The 14,541-nt window shown below is 66.3% G+C and carries 16 protein-coding genes and 1 tRNA gene; 11 read left to right on the top strand and 6 right to left on the bottom strand.

Going from position 1 to position 14,541, the window contains the following annotated elements:
* Positions 1-52 precede the first annotated feature (52 nt).
* Both aroA and LPA46_RS09240 read left to right on the top strand, forming a co-directional pair.
* Positions 53-1,336, top strand: coding sequence for a 3-phosphoshikimate 1-carboxyvinyltransferase (gene aroA / locus LPA46_RS09245; RefSeq protein WP_230892363.1), 1,284 nt, complete (start codon positions 53-55; stop codon positions 1,334-1,336).
* Positions 1,337-1,425: 89 nt separating this feature from the next.
* Positions 1,426-2,679: an alkaline phosphatase family protein gene (locus LPA46_RS09240; RefSeq protein WP_230892275.1), complete on the top strand. Its 1,254-nt coding sequence runs from the start codon at positions 1,426-1,428 to the stop codon at positions 2,677-2,679.
* Positions 2,680-2,705: 26 nt separating this feature from the next.
* Here the strand turns inward: LPA46_RS09240 and LPA46_RS09235 are convergent, their stop codons facing one another.
* The 3 genes from LPA46_RS09235 to LPA46_RS09225 all read right to left on the bottom strand — a co-directional run bounded on the left by LPA46_RS09235 (position 2,706) and on the right by LPA46_RS09225 (position 4,824).
* Positions 2,706-3,785, bottom strand: a complete 1,080-nt coding sequence (locus LPA46_RS09235; RefSeq protein WP_230892274.1) for a DUF2249 domain-containing protein — start codon at positions 3,783-3,785, stop codon at positions 2,706-2,708.
* 61 nt (positions 3,786-3,846) lie between these two features.
* A complete protein-coding gene (locus tag LPA46_RS09230) occupies positions 3,847-4,344 on the bottom strand; it encodes a molybdopterin-dependent oxidoreductase (RefSeq protein WP_230892273.1) in 498 nt (165 codons plus the stop codon).
* Positions 4,345-4,350: 6 nt separating this feature from the next.
* Positions 4,351-4,824 carry a metal-dependent transcriptional regulator gene (locus tag LPA46_RS09225; RefSeq protein WP_230892272.1) on the bottom strand — a complete coding sequence of 158 codons (474 nt, stop codon included), beginning with the start codon at positions 4,822-4,824 and terminating at the stop codon, positions 4,351-4,353.
* A gap of 147 nt (positions 4,825-4,971) precedes the next feature.
* On the opposite strand from LPA46_RS09225, the gene aroC reads away from it, so the two are divergent.
* The 3 genes from aroC to LPA46_RS09210 all read left to right on the top strand — a co-directional run bounded on the left by aroC (position 4,972) and on the right by LPA46_RS09210 (position 7,698).
* The gene (gene aroC / locus LPA46_RS09220) at positions 4,972-6,123 is read left to right on the top strand and encodes a chorismate synthase (protein ID WP_230892271.1); all 1,152 of its coding nucleotides are present in this window, start codon (positions 4,972-4,974) and stop codon (positions 6,121-6,123) included.
* A 32-nt stretch (positions 6,124-6,155) separates the two neighbouring features.
* Positions 6,156-6,788, top strand: coding sequence for a uracil-DNA glycosylase (locus tag LPA46_RS09215; RefSeq protein WP_230892270.1), 633 nt, complete (start codon positions 6,156-6,158; stop codon positions 6,786-6,788).
* Positions 6,789-6,933: 145 nt separating this feature from the next.
* Entirely contained in the window at positions 6,934-7,698 is a 765-nt protein-coding gene (locus LPA46_RS09210) for a DUF2064 domain-containing protein (protein WP_230888829.1), read from the top strand.
* 298 nt (positions 7,699-7,996) lie between these two features.
* Here LPA46_RS09210 and LPA46_RS09205 read toward each other — a convergent pair whose 3' ends face one another.
* Entirely contained in the window at positions 7,997-9,181 is a 1,185-nt protein-coding gene (locus LPA46_RS09205; RefSeq protein ID WP_230888828.1) for an orc1/cdc6 family replication initiation protein, read from the bottom strand.
* Positions 9,182-9,810: 629 nt separating this feature from the next.
* Between LPA46_RS09205 and LPA46_RS09200 the strand changes: the two genes are divergently transcribed.
* Together LPA46_RS09200 and LPA46_RS09195 are read left to right on the top strand one after the other, a co-directional pair.
* Positions 9,811-9,892, top strand: a tRNA-Ser gene (locus LPA46_RS09200).
* Positions 9,893-9,984: 92 nt separating this feature from the next.
* Positions 9,985-10,311, top strand: a complete 327-nt coding sequence (locus LPA46_RS09195) for a DUF5785 family protein (protein ID WP_230888827.1) — start codon at positions 9,985-9,987, stop codon at positions 10,309-10,311.
* 91 nt (positions 10,312-10,402) lie between these two features.
* Here the strand turns inward: LPA46_RS09195 and udk are convergent, their stop codons facing one another.
* Entirely contained in the window at positions 10,403-11,137 is a 735-nt protein-coding gene (gene udk, locus LPA46_RS09190; RefSeq protein ID WP_230892269.1) for a uridine kinase, read from the bottom strand.
* Positions 11,138-11,351: 214 nt separating this feature from the next.
* On the opposite strand from udk, the gene LPA46_RS09185 reads away from it, so the two are divergent.
* The 3 genes from LPA46_RS09185 to LPA46_RS09175 all read left to right on the top strand — a co-directional run bounded on the left by LPA46_RS09185 (position 11,352) and on the right by LPA46_RS09175 (position 13,774).
* Positions 11,352-11,897, top strand: a complete 546-nt coding sequence (locus LPA46_RS09185) for a CBS domain-containing protein (protein ID WP_230892268.1) — start codon at positions 11,352-11,354, stop codon at positions 11,895-11,897.
* Between the two features lie 151 nt (positions 11,898-12,048).
* The gene (locus LPA46_RS09180; RefSeq protein ID WP_230892267.1) at positions 12,049-13,245 is read left to right on the top strand and encodes a phosphoglycerate kinase; all 1,197 of its coding nucleotides are present in this window, start codon (positions 12,049-12,051) and stop codon (positions 13,243-13,245) included.
* Between the two features lie 40 nt (positions 13,246-13,285).
* Complete coding sequence (locus LPA46_RS09175; protein WP_230892266.1) at positions 13,286-13,774, top strand: GNAT family N-acetyltransferase; 489 nt, start codon at positions 13,286-13,288, stop codon at positions 13,772-13,774.
* A 138-nt stretch (positions 13,775-13,912) separates the two neighbouring features.
* On the opposite strand, the gene LPA46_RS09170 is transcribed toward LPA46_RS09175, so the two are convergent.
* Positions 13,913-14,146 carry a DUF2249 domain-containing protein gene (locus LPA46_RS09170; protein ID WP_230888822.1) on the bottom strand — a complete coding sequence of 78 codons (234 nt, stop codon included), beginning with the start codon at positions 14,144-14,146 and terminating at the stop codon, positions 13,913-13,915.
* Positions 14,147-14,254: 108 nt separating this feature from the next.
* Here LPA46_RS09170 and LPA46_RS09165 point away from each other — a divergent pair, with 108 nt between their 5' ends.
* A complete protein-coding gene (locus tag LPA46_RS09165) occupies positions 14,255-14,488 on the top strand; it encodes a hypothetical protein (RefSeq protein WP_230888821.1) in 234 nt (77 codons plus the stop codon).
* The last annotated feature ends 53 nt before the right edge of the window (positions 14,489-14,541 follow it).

The following is a 14,541-nucleotide window of genomic DNA, read 5'->3' as shown; positions in this document are numbered from 1 at the left end:
AATCGTCGCCGTCGCCGGAACCCTGATACCGGGCCCCGCCGTCGCCGTACGCATGGACGTCACTGTCGCGAACTCCCGGGTGTCGGGGACGGCCCGCGCCCCGCCGTCGAAGAGTTACACGCACCGCGCGCTCCTCGCGGCGGGCTACGCGGAGGGCGCACTCGTACGGAATCCGCTCGTGAGCGCGGACACGAAGGCGACCGCGCGCGCCGTCGACCACTTCGGCGGCGACACCGAGCGCGTCGACCGCGACTGGAACGTCACCGGGTTCCTCGGCGCGCCCGACGTGCCGGCGGACGTCATCGATTGCGCGAACTCCGGGACGACGATGCGACTCGTCTCGGGTGCGGCCGCGCTCGCCGACGGCACGACGGTGCTCACGGGCGACCGGTCGTTGCGCTCGCGCCCGCAGGGCCCGCTGCTGGACGCCATCGAGGCACTCGGCGGGAGCGCGCGCTCGACCCGCGAGAACGGACAGGCACCCCTCATCGTCGACGGCCCCATCGAGGGTGGGCGCGTGGAGATGCCGGGCGACGTCTCCTCGCAGTTCGTCACGTCGCTGTTGATGGCCGGCGCGGTGACCGAGCGCGGCGTCGACATCGAGTTGACGACCGAGCTGAAGTCCGCGCCGTACGTCGACATCACGCTCGACGTGCTGGAGTCGTTCGGTGTCGACGCCGAGGAGCACGGGAACGGCTATCGCGTCCCCGGTGGACAGACGTACGAACCCGTCGACGGCGAGTACGCGGTCCCCGGCGACTTCTCGTCGGCGTCGTACCTGCTGGCGGCAGGCGCACTCGCGGGCGGCGACGAGGTCGTCGTCAAGGGCGCGTACCCCAGCGAGCAGGGTGACGCCGCCATCGTTGGTATCCTCCGGCAGATGGGCGCGGACGTCGACTGGCGGCGCTCGGAGGGGCGCATCGTCGTGGAGCAATCGGACCTGGATGGAATCACCGTCGGTGTCGCGGATACGCCCGACCTCCTGCCGACCATCGCGGTGCTGGGCGCAGCCGCGGACGGCACGACGACGATTACGGACGCCGAGCACGTCCGCTACAAGGAGACCGACCGCGTCGCCGCGATGGCCGAAGAACTCACGAAACTCGGGGCGGACGTCGAGGAGCGGCGGGACGAACTCGTCGTCAACGGCGGTGACAGCGACCTCTCCGGAGCGCGCGTCGACGGCCGTGGCGACCACCGTATCGTGATGGCACTCGCCGTTGCTGCGCTCGTCGCGGACGGCGAGACGACCATCGAGGGTGCCGAGCACGTCGACGTCTCCTTCCCGGACTTCTTCGACGCGCTCGACGACCTCGGGGCCGCCGTCGACCTGTGAACTGAACGCGGGCGCGTCGTTCGACCACTCGTGTGAGGGGCTGTCAGACGACCAGTGGTGTTTTCTACGGGTATGGCAGATTCGGTCGTATGCTCGATACCGCTCTCGCCGAGGAACTCGCCGCCGACGAACTCGCGGAGGGGTTCGTCCGTCCGGACTACGACGGGTTCTGTTTCTCGCGGGTACCGGCGACTGCTGCGTCGCTGGTGGGCACGGACCTCGGGGAAACGCTCCCAGACCGCGCTCTCTCCGAGGCAGGCAGTGGCGGAGAAGACGCGAACGCCGAGCACGTTCTGGTGTTGTTCGTGGACGCGCTCGGGTTCCGGCAGTTCGAGCGCGTGTACGACGACGTGTCGCTGCTCCGGTCGTTCGTCGACGTCGGCCGCGTGACGCCGCTCACGTCGACGTACCCCTCCGAGACGGCGGCGTGCGTAACGACGATGCATACGGGCCGCGATCCCGTCGAACACGGGCTGCTCGGGTGGAACGGCTACGACCCGGTCGGTGATACTGTCTACGAGACGCTCTCGTACGCCGCCAAGGACGACGGCGACATCGCTGTCGGCCCCGACGAACTCTTCGACGGCGACCCGATATACGACCGCCTGGGTGACGCGGGCGTGGACGCTCACGTCGTCGAACCGGATTACGGAACCGGGTACGACGACGGCGCGCTGGTCGGCGCGACGACGCACCACTACGAGCGGACCCCCGCCTTCGCGCTCTCCATTCGTGACGTGCTCCAGTCGGCCGACGCGCCGTCGTACACGTACGCATACTACCCGGTCGTCGACGAAGTCGCCCACGAGCACGGCCCCGACGACGAACGGTACGGGATGCAGGTTGCGGCCGTCTGCGGCGCACTGGAGAGAGCATTCGCGACGCTCGACGAGGAAGTCCGAGAGGAGACGGTGGTCTGTCTCGTCGCCGACCACGGCCAAGTGCCCATTCGCGACGAGGACAGAACCGAACTCGACGATATCGGGATACTCGCGGACGTACCGACGGACCGGTCGGGGACACCGCTCGTGCTGGGCGGTCCGCGGAACGTTCACTTGCGCGTCGACGACCCCGCGGCGGCACGCAAGCGCTTGGCAGCGGCGGACCTCGACGCACTCGTCTACTCGCGCGAGGAAGCGCTCGACGCCGATCTCTGGGGGCGCGGGGAGCCCGGGCCCGCGTTCGAGCGGAACAGCGGCGACCTAATCGTCGTTCCGCAGGACGGTGCACTCTGGTACGCAGACGAACCCGAACAACTCGCACTCGCTGGCATGCACGGCGGTCTCCACCCCGACGAAGCACTCGTGCCGTTCGGTGTCGCGCGCCTCGACGACTTGGTGTAGGCTAGTGACGGGACGAGGGGCGTCGCTCAGAACGGTGCTTCGACGTCCTCGGGCGGACTCGACTGCGGGTCGTCGCTGGCGGCCCGGCCGACGAGCACGCGGAACTCACCGGGGTCGCGGGCCCGATACTCCCAGCGGAACTCGGGACCAGCCTCGGCCTCGAACTGATGGTACAGCGGCTTCGGGTCGTGGTCGTTCACAAGCACGAACGCCTCGCCCGCGTCGAGGTGGGCGTAGGCGTCGAAGATTGCTTCGTGGCGCTGGGCCGGCGGGCGGTCGCGGACGTCCAACTCCTGAACGACAGTCAGGTCGTCCGTGTCGGTGTTCCCTGTCGCGTCACTTTCGTCGGTCACGTCGTCGGTGTCATCGGTGTCAGTCGCGTCGTCACTAGCGGCTTTCGTAATGCGGACGCGGACCTCGCCGGGGTCGCGCTCGCGGACATCCCACTCGAAGTCGCCGCCGTACTGCTGCCGGAATTCCCGGCGTAGCGGATTCGGCTCGTGCGGTGCGACGATGTCCAGCGACTCGCCGGCCGCGAGGTTCCCGTAGCGGTGGTGGATGGTCGGGTGGCGGTCGGATTTGGGGATGTCGCGAACGTCGAACGTCGCCGTCGCACCGTCGTCCACGCGGGCCGCCGAAGTGCCGGTCTTCGAAATTTCCACGCGCCACTCGCCGTCGCCCTCGTGCTCGTACGACCAACCGACGACGTCGCCGTGCGTGGACCGGAGTTCGTGGTACAGCGGCTCCGGGTCGTGGTCGTTCACCAGCACGAACGCTTCGCCAACGTCGAGTAACTCGAACGTGTCCGTGAGCACGGTGTGGCGGCGCTGGGGCGGCAGGTTCCGGACGTCGAACGCGTAGGGGTCGTTAGCCTCCGCCAGCGGGCGTTTCGTGACGCGGATTTCCCAGACGTCCGGCCCGGTTCGCTCGTACGCGCGATCGAGGGCGGCATCCCGCGTAATCTCGTACTGGGAGAGCGTCGGGTGGACGTCCCGGTCGGCGGTGACGGTGACCGTATCGTCTACGTCGACGTCGTCGAGACGGTCGAAGACGCGCTCGCGGCGCTGTGCGCGGTCGGTGTCGCGGACATCGACAGTCGAGTCCATTACGTGGACAGAACGGACGCGGCTGGATAGCGTCAGAGCCGAACATGTTCGAGGTTTGGGCCTACGCTATCCGCGAGAGCGCGATTGACTCGGCAGTGTCGGCGTCCTCGCGGGCGCCGTCGGTCAGTTCCAGCTCCGAGACCCACTTCACGCTCTCCCAGCAGTCCGCGTCTCCCGTCGGGACGAGCCTCGCGGGGCCGCCGTGCTCGACGGGGAGCGAGCTGCCGTCGAGTTCGAGCGCGAGCACGGCGTCTGTGAGTCGGTCGAGGGGGAACGAGCACGCGTACTCGCCGTCCATCGCGTGGACGAGCGCGTGAGTGGCCCTCTCGGTCGGGGCTGCGCGGTCGAGAACGTCGCCGACGCGAACGCCCCGCCACGAGAGGTCTTCGGCGACCCATCCCTCGACGCACGTGAAGTCCGCCGTGAACGACTGTTTCGGGAAATCGGCGAGGGCGCCGCGGTCGAGTGACAGCGAACGGGCTACGTCGCCAGTGACGTCGAGTCGCCACTCGACGGGGTCGACGCCGTCAGGCACGTCGTGGACTTCGAGGTCCGACATAGTGGGTTAGTGCGCGTGCGCCTCGTAGCGACAGTCGTCGGTGTCCGTCCCTATACAGCAGTCGTCGCGTGGGTGGTCGACGAAGCCGCGCAGCGTCTCGACGCCGCCTGCGGGGAGCACGTAGCCGAACTGGTAGCCCTCGTCGGCGCCGAATTCGAGGTCCAGTTCCGCCGCGAAGAACGTGCGGACGACGCACTGTCGCCACGCCAACTCGCTGGCGACGGTTCGGCCGTGTTCGGTCAACTGTACGCCGGCGTGCTTCTCGTAGTCGACGAGCGCGGCCGCAGCCAGCCGGTCGAACATCTCGGTGACCGTCGCGGGCGTGACGCCGAGACGGTCGCTGACCGCGCCAGTAGCGACCCGCGTGTCGTCGACAGCGAGCCAGTAGACAGCCGTGAGGTACCGGCCGGAGCGGCGGTCCACGCAGTCACGTGGTCGCTCGCACCCACACCGCGTCGCTGTCTGCGTCGTAGCTGCCATAGTACACGGGTAGCACGCTAACGCGGGAAAGTCGACTCCCGAACCCGTTCGTGTCGATTCACGGTCGCGTTCGCGTTTCGGGGGTGGAGTCGGTCGGCGGTTGCGCGGACTGCAAGTCATAAGCCCCTCGGGACGTATGCTCCGGTAATGAACGGTAATCGGTTCGGGCGACTGTTCCAGGTGACGACGTACGGCGAGAGCCACGGCCAGGGCATGGGTGTCGTGGTGTCGGGCTGTCCCGCGGGACTGGAACTCGACGAGGAGACGATTCAGCGCGAACTCGACCGCCGGAAGCCCGGCCAGTCGATGATTACGACTTCGCGCGGGGAGCCCGACGAGGTGACCATCAACTCCGGGATTCAGGACGGCTACACGACGGGTACGCCCATCGGCATGACCATCCAGAACAAGGACGCCGAGTCCGGAAAGTACGAGCCGTTCGTCACCGCGCCCCGGCCGTCCCACGGCGACTTCACGTACTCCGCGAAGTTCGGCACGCGCAACTGGGGCGGCGGCGGGCGTTCGTCGGCGCGCGAGACCGTGAATTGGGTCGCGGCTGGGGCAATCGCCAAGGAGATTCTGGAGCACGAGGGCGTGCAGGTGAAAGCCCACGTGAACCAGATTGGCGACATCGAAGCACCCGAGGTGTCCTTCGAGGAGATGCTCGAACACACCGAGGACAACGACGTGCGCTGCGCGCATCCCGAGACCGCCGAAGAGATGCAGGAACTCATCGAGGACTACCAGGAGCGCGGCGACTCGATTGGCGGGTCCATCTACTTCGAAATTCAGGGCGTGCCCCGAGGACTCGGCGCACCGCGCTTCGACTCCGTGGAAGCCCGGCTCGGTCAGGCGATGATGTCGGTGCCCGCGAGCACGGCGTTCGAGTTCGGGCGCGGCCGCGACGCCCGGACGATTCCCGGGAAGGAGCACAACGACGACTGGGAATTCGACGAGAACGGTGACCCGGTGCCCGTGGAGAACGACCACGGCGGCCTGCAGGGCGGCATTACGACCGGCGAGCCGATTTACGGCGAGGTGACCCTGCACGCACCCACGTCGATTCCGAAGAAACAGCAGACCGTCGACTGGGAGACCGGCGAGGAGAAGGAGATTCAGGTCGTCGGCCGCCACGACCCCGTGCTGCCGCCGCGCGGCGTCCCCGTCGTCGAAGCGATGCTCAACGTGACGATTCTGGACTTCATGCTGCTGGGCGGACGCATCAACCCGGACCGACTGGACGACCAGCCCGGCGAGTACGACACCGACTACCACCCGAGCAGCCCGCGTAACGAGTAAATCTCCGTGGCACGAACCTCCCGTAACAACTGATGGACGCACACCAGGAAGGCCCGCAGAACCCCTACGGGATGGACGAGAACTGCCGGAACTGTCCCGGCCTCTGTGACGTCCGCGAGCGCGTCGTCCACGGCTACGGCGACGTCGGCGCGGACTTCGTGTTCGTCGGCGAAGCCCCCAGCGAGGGCGCCGAGGAGACGGGCGTCCCGTTCACGGGCGACGAGGCGGGCGAGCGCTTCCAGCACATCCTCGGGAGCGTCGGCCTGAACTACTCGCTGCCGTCCAGCGACGAGCCCGAACTCGACAACGCCTATCTGACGTACCTAACGCGCTGCCGGCATCCCGACCGCGGCCCCAGCGACGAGGAGGTCGTGACCTGCGAGCCGTATCTGAACGCGGACATCCGCATCATCAACCCCGAGGTGCTCGTTCCGGTCGGCCAGCGCGCGCTCACGGAACTCGGGAAGGAGTACACCACCACGCCCGCCGACGACCTCGACGTCGAGGACCACCACGCGACGTCGATTCGAGGACGTGGGTTCGAACTCGCGCCGATGATTCATCCCGCCGAGCAGACCGACGACCAACGAGAGGAGTACGTCGACTTCTTCCTCGACCTGCTCGACACCGACTACCGGCAGACGAAGGGTCGGCGCGGTCGCTAGGCGGTGCCGTGTCGGCGTGGCCGGTGCTGTGTCGACTGGATGGTACTACGACGACCTGACCGACGCTGTGACAACGAGCAGCACGGTTGCGGCTACGGGGCCGCGTATCGCGGCGTTCAAGCGTCCCCCGGACCGAGGACCATGTATGACTGTCGTCGCCGTCACGGTGGACCCACCGCGGGAAGGACTCGTACTCCCGGAGCTGGCAGCCACGTCGCCGCTCTCCGAGCGCGAAGTGGTATCGCTGTACGAGGCGATGGCCGCCGACGCGTTCCGCGCGGTGGCCGAGAGCGGTGGCGACCTCCTCGTGAATTACCGGCCCGACGACCTGCTCCCCGACGAGCACGTCCCCGAGGGAGCGGACGCCGAGCGAGAGGTCAGGAGTCTCGTCGAGGACGTGCTCGACGAGGAGGAGGCCGCGGCCGCCCGCGTCGAAGTGCAGGTCGGGTCCTCGAAGCACGCCCGTGTCGGGAACACCGTTACACACCTGCTGGACACCGAGGGCGTGGCGTCGGTCGCCATCCTCGAACCCGACGCGCCGCTGGTCGCGCGCAAGCACGTCGACAGCGCGGCGCTGAAGCTCCGCCGGAATCCGGTCGTCGTCGGGCCGTCCCGAGGAGGGAGTCTCTACTTCGCGGGCTTCCGTGAACCGATAGACTTCGAGGGCGCGTGGAGCGCGCCGGAAATCGAGAACGTGACCGCGCGAGCAATCGATGCCGGCCACGACGTCGACTTCCTCCACGAACAGACCCGCGTCCGGACCGGCGACGACCTCGTCTCGCTGGTCGCGGAACTCCGCGCGCGACGCGCTGCCGGGCGCATCGTCCCCGCGTTCACGACGGCGTACGTCGAAGACCTCGGTCTCCGTGTCGAGGAGGAGGACGGCGAGCGCGTGCTCGTCCGAGAGTGAGGAGCACAGATTCGGGCCGGGAAGGCGTTCACTCGGGGACCCCCGTTTGCAAGTGTTGTTCGAGAGTAGGCGGGTGACTGCAGAAGGCCCCCACCCCGTTTTGCAAGTGAAGTCGGGAGGAGGTCAGGGGAGAGGAATGGGTGTGACGAGTGGGAGAGGTCCCCCACCCCGATTTTCGAATGTTCCAGGGCAGGAGAACGGGGTAGGTCGAGAGGAAGGCAGGAAAGGGGAACTAGGGGTGAAGGCAGAGTCAGGTGAGAAGTCAGGCGAGAGGGAAGTGTCGGGGGAGAACGATTCCCTACTCGGTTTCGTCGGCCATCGCTTCTCGAACCATCTCGGCGTCGACGTCGAGTTCGTACTCGAAGAATTGCCCGCCGCCGCGGCCGTAGTTACGGTCGTGCTGGCGGAGGAAGCCGAGCATCGAGAGGTCGTTGAGGTGGTCGTGGACGCTGCGCTGGCTCAGGGGTTCGGCGGCGTACTCCGCGGCGACCTCCTCGTAGACTTCATAGAGTTCCTTCGCGCGGGCCGGCGTCTCGCCGCTGACTGACATCTGCGTGACCGCGAGCAGGACGTACTGGCCGTGGGTCGTGAGGTCCTTGATGGAGTCCTTGATGCGACCACGTTCGACGCGTTCGACTGCGGTGTCGACGTCTTCCTCGGTGACGACTTCGCGTCCGTCCTCGACGGCGACGTTGACGGCCTCGCGGAGCAAGTCGATGGCCTGTCGCGCGCTCCCGCGGTCACGAGCGGCGAGCGCGGCACACTGCGGGATGACACCGTCTTCGAGAACGTCCCCGCGGAGGCCACGCTCGGCGCGGTCAGTGAGAATCGTGACGAGTTCGTTGGCATCGTACGGCGGGAACTTGATCTCGCGCTCGCAGAGCGTGTCCTGGACTTTCGGCGAGAGGTCGTTGCGGAACGTGTAGTCGTTGGAGATGCCGACGACCGCGACCTGCGAGTCCGAGATGTTGCCGTTCGTCTTCGCGCGCGGTAGTTGGTAGAGCAGCATGTCGTCGTCGCCGAGGTTGTCGATTTCGTCGAGTACGATGAGCACCGTACCCTCGCGTGCTTCGATTTCGTCGAACAGCGCGTTGAGCACGTCCGACGTCGACAGCCCCGTTGTGAGGGGGTCCTGGTCGGTGTCTCCGCGGAGTTCGTTCACAAGTGCGATGGCGGCTTGGTAGGACGAAGGGTGGTGGTGGCAGTTGACTTCGACGCTCACCACGTCGTCGACGCCCTCGCGGTCCTCGGCTTCGTACTCGAGGGCGTCCATCATGTATCGCGTCACCGCAGTTTTCCCGACGCCAGTCTTCCCGTAGACGAAGACGTTGTCCGGTTCCCAGCCGTCGACGACGTCCTGAAGGGCGTTCGCGTACTGGTCGATTTCTTCGTCGCGTTCGAGGATTTCCTCCGGCTCGTAGTGGTCCTTGAGGACGTCCTTGTTGGTGAACAGCTCGACGCGGTCTCGGAACGGCGTCTTCATCGCTTGCGAGTCGCTTTCTGCTCATCCACTATAATACCCTCGGTTCTATCGTTTCGGCAGTTTCGCGTGTTCGGTCTGTTTCCCTCGTTCCGTCCCGAAGTTCCTGCCACGTTCCCGTGCTAGCAACCCCACCCCAAAACACACGCAACCACTGCTCTATCGCCCGGTTCCAGTGTTGATACAACGAGCCATTCGTCCACCGCTGGCATCACCGCTCCGGTTTCTACGTAGAACACTTGCAAAACGGGGTGGGCGTGTCCCCTCACGATTCGCTCACCCCCAAGCAGGTCGTCCACCCAACCTCCCCACCATCTCGCCGTCGAACACTCGAAATCCGGGGGCGGACGTCGTTCCCGGGCAGACAACGACAGTTTCAAACGAGGGAGAAAGTCGACAGTTGTCGGTTGTTCGGAGGTTTGAAGGTTCTGGCATCCCGAGTTATTTGTAGGTGGTCGGCGGCCAACAGTTGTTGCCGGTCACGGGCCGACGTCAATCGGCCCCGAAGTCAGGGATGGCGATCCGTGAATGCCCGAAAGTCCTTCGGGTACGACGCGGTGAGTCCACTGACAAGCCCCCCACTACCCTTGTGGGGTAGTTGACCCGTGCACTCATTGTACGGTCACTCGCGTGGTGAGGTGGCAGAGCGGCCTATTGCGCCGGTCTTGAAAACCGGTGGCGTCAGCCTCCTGGGTTCAAATCCCAGCCTCACCGCTGACATTCTACACAACTCGTTTCTCGTGGAGACGAGAATCTCCGGCGCGGATTGAGAAACGGTTTTGGGGCCGGCGGCGAACACCGGATGTATGGCAGAGATGGAAGACCCCTCGGGCCGGGACTGGGTCCACGACCCCGACGGCGAGAAAGGCAGCGAGGGCGGCCGTAACTACGACATGGCAGTCCTCTCGAAGATGGTCGACGAAGAAGACGACTTCCCCCTGGAGAAGTCGGCGTTCGTCGAGGAATTCGGCGACTGGCCGGTCCGCATCAACCACGAGAAGGTACTCTCCGTGGCGGAAATCTTTGAACACGTCGAGGAAGACGAGTTCGAGACGAAGGTGGCCTTCCACAAGGCGGTCGGAGACGGCCTGCGCCGCGCGAACGTCTGGGACTACCACCCGCCCGAGCGATAGTCCGGCGACAGTCGATTCTCCCGATTACGTACCGACGACGACAGAACCTACGTAGCGACGACTGAACAACCGAGGACTCCCACCTCCCGCGCTACTCCGAGTTCTCGGCTGCGTTCGCGTCGACTGCTTCCTCGACTGCGTCGTCGGTGTCGCTGTCCGTGAATTCGCGCTCGTAGCGCTCCTCATCGCCGCGCACTGCCCACTCCGCCATCTCCGAACTCTCGGCTTGGACTTTCTCTTCGAGGAGGTTGACCGCAACCGCGTTCGCGCCCTCCGGGATGATGATGTCGGCGTCCTTCTTCGTGGGTTCGATGAACTGTTCGTGCATCGGCTTGACCGTCGAGAGGTACTGGTCCATCACGCCTTCGAGGTCGCGGCCGCGCTCGACGACGTCGCGCTCGATACGGCGGAGGATGCGGACGTCGGCGTCGGTCTCGACGTAGATGTGGAGGTCGAGCATGTCGTTGACGTCCTCGTCGTAGAGCGCCAGAATCCCCTCCAGCACGATGACGTCTGTGGGTTCGACGGTGACCCGCTCCTCTTTACGGAGATGTTCGGTGAAGTCGTACTGGGGCATCTCGACGGGCTGGCCGGAGAGCAAGGCGTCGAGGTGCTCTTGGAGGAGGTCCCACTCGAACGCCGAGGGGTGGTCGTAGTTGACCGTCTTGCGCTCCTCGAAGTCCATGTGGCTGAGGTCCTTGTAGTAGTTGTCCAGTGGAATGAGGGTGGCTGCTTCCTCGACGTTGTCGGTAATCTCGCGCGCTACCGTCGTCTTGCCGGCCCCCGTACCCCCGGCGATGCCGATAGCGAACGACGGGATGGTCATTACTACGCGACAGGGGAGGCAGCGGTGTTGAATCCCGCGGTTCGTGGCTGTCACGCGCCGCAGGAACCTTCTCACTCGGCGACAGAAGTTGTCGCAACGCGGTTTCCCACTGAGGACCTTGACCCGCTCGGTTTCGTCCCCAGAGACCTTCGCTTCCGGACACCATACGCGTTTTGGGGATACCTTTTAGCCCGACTGCGTGCTACGTATTCCCATGGCACAGTTAGCGCTCAGGGACGTGCTCTCCCAGGAGTTCGTCGGCGTCAGCGAATCCGACGAACTCCTCGACGCAGTCGAACTGATGCGGGCCGAGAACACCAACAGCGCGGTCGTCCTCCGCGGCACCGACCCAGTCGGCATCGTCACCGCCGAGACCGTCATGGACCTCCTCCTGGACGGCCACGACCCGAACGCCGTCACTGCCGCCGACGTGATGGACGGCCCGCCAGAGTCGCTCTCGCTGGACGCTTCCGTGGCAGACGCCGCGGACCTGATGGGCCGTACTGGCGACCCGCGCGTCCTGGTCGCCGACGACGACGGCGTCCACGGCGTCGTAGAAGCGCGCGACGTCGCACCGACCGTCGAGAAACAACTCCGCGGCGCGCCCGCAGCGCCGTCGGCCCCGCCGACCGGCAGCGAGCAAGCCAACTCCGCCGACAGTTACAGCGAACAGGGCGTCTGTGAGAGCTGTGGCGGACTCGCCCACGAACTCGTGGACGTCAACGGCCAACTGCTCTGTCCCGAGTGCCAGCCGGTCTGACGCCCCACTCGCCGACACCGCCCCGCGACCCGCTCCCTGAGCCCGCAACGACACCGCATATTTACTCGTTCTTGCGTACCCGAATTCGGGCGCGCGACTGGCCGCGGCGGACAGAAACGCCTATGCACGCCGCTTCTCTCGGTCCCACCACATGGCGATACGGACCCTCGACGACCTCGACGCCACGGACACTGCGGTCGGGGTGCGGGTCGACATCAATAGCCCGCTGGCCGAGGATGGAACGCTCGCCGACGACGCGCGGCTGCGTGCTCACGTGGACACGCTCGACGAACTGCTCGACCGCGGCGCGCGGGTCGCAATTCTCGCCCACCAGGGGCGCCCGGGCGGTGACGAGTTCGAGCGGCTCGAACCACACGCCGACCGGCTCGACGAACTCCTCGACAACCCAGTCTCGTACTGCGACGCGACCTTCTCCGCGGAGGCGCGGGACGCAGTCGACGCCCTCGACGCGGGCACGGCTGTCTTACTCGAAAATACGCGCTTCTACAGCGAGGAGTACATGGAGTTCTCCGCCGAGCGCGCCGCGGAGACGTTCCTCGTCGCGCGGCTCTCGCCCGTACTAGATGCATACGTCAACGACGCGTTTGCAGCCGCACACCGGTCGCAGCCGTCGCTGGTCGGATTCCCCGAACGACTGGTGTCGTACGCAGGCCGCGTGATGGAGACGGAACTGAACGTGCTGGGCTCCATCGAGGAGACGCCGACGCCGCGGACGTACGTCGTCGGCGGCGCGAAGGTCCCGGACTCCGTGACGGTCATCGAACACGCGCTCGCGAACGACCTCGCAGAGAACGTGCTCGTGACTGGCGTCGTCGCGAACGTCTTCCTCGCAGCGGCCGGCGTGGACATCGGGCGTGCGAGCACGGATTTCGTCCACGACCGCGGCTACGAGACGGAAATCGAGCGCGCGGACGACCTCCTCTACGAGTACGGCAACCACATCCACGTACCCGAGGACGTCGCCGTCGAGCGCGACGGCAAGCGAGTCGAACTCGGGGTCGAGGAACTCCCGCCGGCGCGCAACGAACCCGTCAAGGACATCGGCAGCGACACGGTCGCCGCGTACGCCGACATCCTCGAAGAGACAGGAACGGCGGTCCTGAACGGGCCAGCTGGCGTCTTCGAGGAGGAGGCGTTCGCAGACGGCACGCGCGGCATCTTCGAGGCGGCGACGGCGGCCGAGTACACCATCGTCGGCGGCGGCGACACGGCCGCGGCCATCCGTCAATTCGGCCTCTCCGGGTTCGAGCACGTGAGTACGGGCGGCGGCGCTGCCCTCCGATTGCTCACGGGCGAGTCGCTCCCAGCTGTGGAGGCGCTGCGATGACGCCGGCGGCTCCGAGAACGCTGGCCGTGGAGGACCGCTGATGGACGTGGCGGCTGCGACCGGAGACGACGTCGGGGCCGTCACCGAGCTGTGGGTCGCACTCGCCCGCGAGCAGCGCGCTCACGACTCGCACTTGCTCGCCGAGGAGAACCGCGAACAGGCCCGCGACCTCGTTGCGCAGTACGTCCACACCGGGGACTGCGCGGTCGCCCGAAGCGGCGGCCAGCCAGTCGGGTTCGTGATGTTCCACGTCGAGACTGGATTCTTCGAGACGGACGCCACACGCGGCGTCGTGGATAATATCTACGTGTTGCCCGACCTCCGCGGTGAGGGCGTCGGGTCCGCACTACTCGACTACGCGGAGGGGCAACTACGCGACGCCGGCGCGGACGTGCTCGCTGTCGAAGCGCTGTGGGACAACGAGGCCGCGCGCCGCCTCTACGACCGCCGCGGGTACGCCCCACACCGCGTCACGATGGAGAAACCGACCGATGCGGGTGCTGACGACGCCGAGCGGGACGACGGTTGACCGGCTGTGCCTGCAGTCAGCATCGAGTGCAGCGCCGAAGTGGTGAGGTGAGTCGGAGCGAAGTGGTGATGGGAACAGGAGTGCCGGCGTGATGCGGCGGTCGAGAGTGGGCACGATGCAGAGATTGCCTGTCTTACCTCACACCTTCGGCAGTTTCGCGACGAACTCGCTGGGGCCGCGCTGTTCGACCTCGTAGGCGTCCGCGTCGAAGGAGTCGACTTCCGCCTGCATCTCGTAGAACAGTGGCTTGGGCTCGTGGTCGTTGACGAGTTCGAGCGCTTCGCCGCTGTCTAACTCGTCGAAGGCGTCGTGTATCTTGGGGTGGCGTTCGGGCGGCGGTACCTCCCGCAAATCGAGTGTTTTCGCTGCCATCGCAGTCGATAGTTGGCTGTCCCCCAGGGTGCGTGTTCTCCCGAATATATTCGCGCGTTCGACGAAATCGCCGAAACACTCATTACGACTGGTATGCTATGAGTTGCCATGGCACGCTCGAAGTCAGACCTGCGGCTGGGACAACCGGTACGCGTCACGCGGCAGTCGGCGGAGAAGGCGAAGCTCGCGGTCCACGGCTACGACCACCACCAGCACTTCGGCGACGACGGCGTCGTCACCGACGTCCGTCCCGGGAGCGACGACCCACGAATCGTCGTTCGCTTCGACGACTACGGCCGCGACGCAGTCACCTACCGGCCCGACGAACTCGAACTCGTCTAATGCCGAATTGCGCGCCGACGACAGACTCATCCCTGCCGCGGACCAATTCTACG

Source organism: Halobacterium sp. KA-6 (genome assembly GCF_021029015.1).
GTDB lineage: Archaea > Halobacteriota > Halobacteria > Halobacteriales > Halobacteriaceae > Halobacterium.
Note: the sequence above shows the minus strand (reverse complement) of the source record. Positions and strands in the feature narration are given on the sequence as shown.

Coding starts and splice junctions, on each gene's coding strand:
- aroA (WP_230892363.1), top strand. CDS start 53: ATGGACGTCACTGTCGCGAACTCCCGGGTGTCGGGGACGGCCCGCGCC.
- LPA46_RS09240 (WP_230892275.1), top strand. CDS start 1,426: ATGCTCGATACCGCTCTCGCCGAGGAACTCGCCGCCGACGAACTCGCG.
- LPA46_RS09235 (WP_230892274.1), bottom strand. CDS start 3,785: ATGGACTCGACTGTCGATGTCCGCGACACCGACCGCGCACAGCGCCGC.
- LPA46_RS09230 (WP_230892273.1), bottom strand. CDS start 4,344: ATGTCGGACCTCGAAGTCCACGACGTGCCTGACGGCGTCGACCCCGTC.
- LPA46_RS09225 (WP_230892272.1), bottom strand. CDS start 4,824: ATGGCAGCTACGACGCAGACAGCGACGCGGTGTGGGTGCGAGCGACCA.
- aroC (WP_230892271.1), top strand. CDS start 4,972: ATGAACGGTAATCGGTTCGGGCGACTGTTCCAGGTGACGACGTACGGC.
- LPA46_RS09215 (WP_230892270.1), top strand. CDS start 6,156: ATGGACGCACACCAGGAAGGCCCGCAGAACCCCTACGGGATGGACGAG.
- LPA46_RS09210 (WP_230888829.1), top strand. CDS start 6,934: ATGACTGTCGTCGCCGTCACGGTGGACCCACCGCGGGAAGGACTCGTA.
- LPA46_RS09205 (WP_230888828.1), bottom strand. CDS start 9,181: ATGAAGACGCCGTTCCGAGACCGCGTCGAGCTGTTCACCAACAAGGAC.
- LPA46_RS09195 (WP_230888827.1), top strand. CDS start 9,985: ATGGCAGAGATGGAAGACCCCTCGGGCCGGGACTGGGTCCACGACCCC.
- udk (WP_230892269.1), bottom strand. CDS start 11,137: ATGACCATCCCGTCGTTCGCTATCGGCATCGCCGGGGGTACGGGGGCC.
- LPA46_RS09185 (WP_230892268.1), top strand. CDS start 11,352: ATGGCACAGTTAGCGCTCAGGGACGTGCTCTCCCAGGAGTTCGTCGGC.
- LPA46_RS09180 (WP_230892267.1), top strand. CDS start 12,049: ATGGCGATACGGACCCTCGACGACCTCGACGCCACGGACACTGCGGTC.
- LPA46_RS09175 (WP_230892266.1), top strand. CDS start 13,286: ATGGACGTGGCGGCTGCGACCGGAGACGACGTCGGGGCCGTCACCGAG.
- LPA46_RS09170 (WP_230888822.1), bottom strand. CDS start 14,146: ATGGCAGCGAAAACACTCGATTTGCGGGAGGTACCGCCGCCCGAACGC.
- LPA46_RS09165 (WP_230888821.1), top strand. CDS start 14,255: ATGGCACGCTCGAAGTCAGACCTGCGGCTGGGACAACCGGTACGCGTC.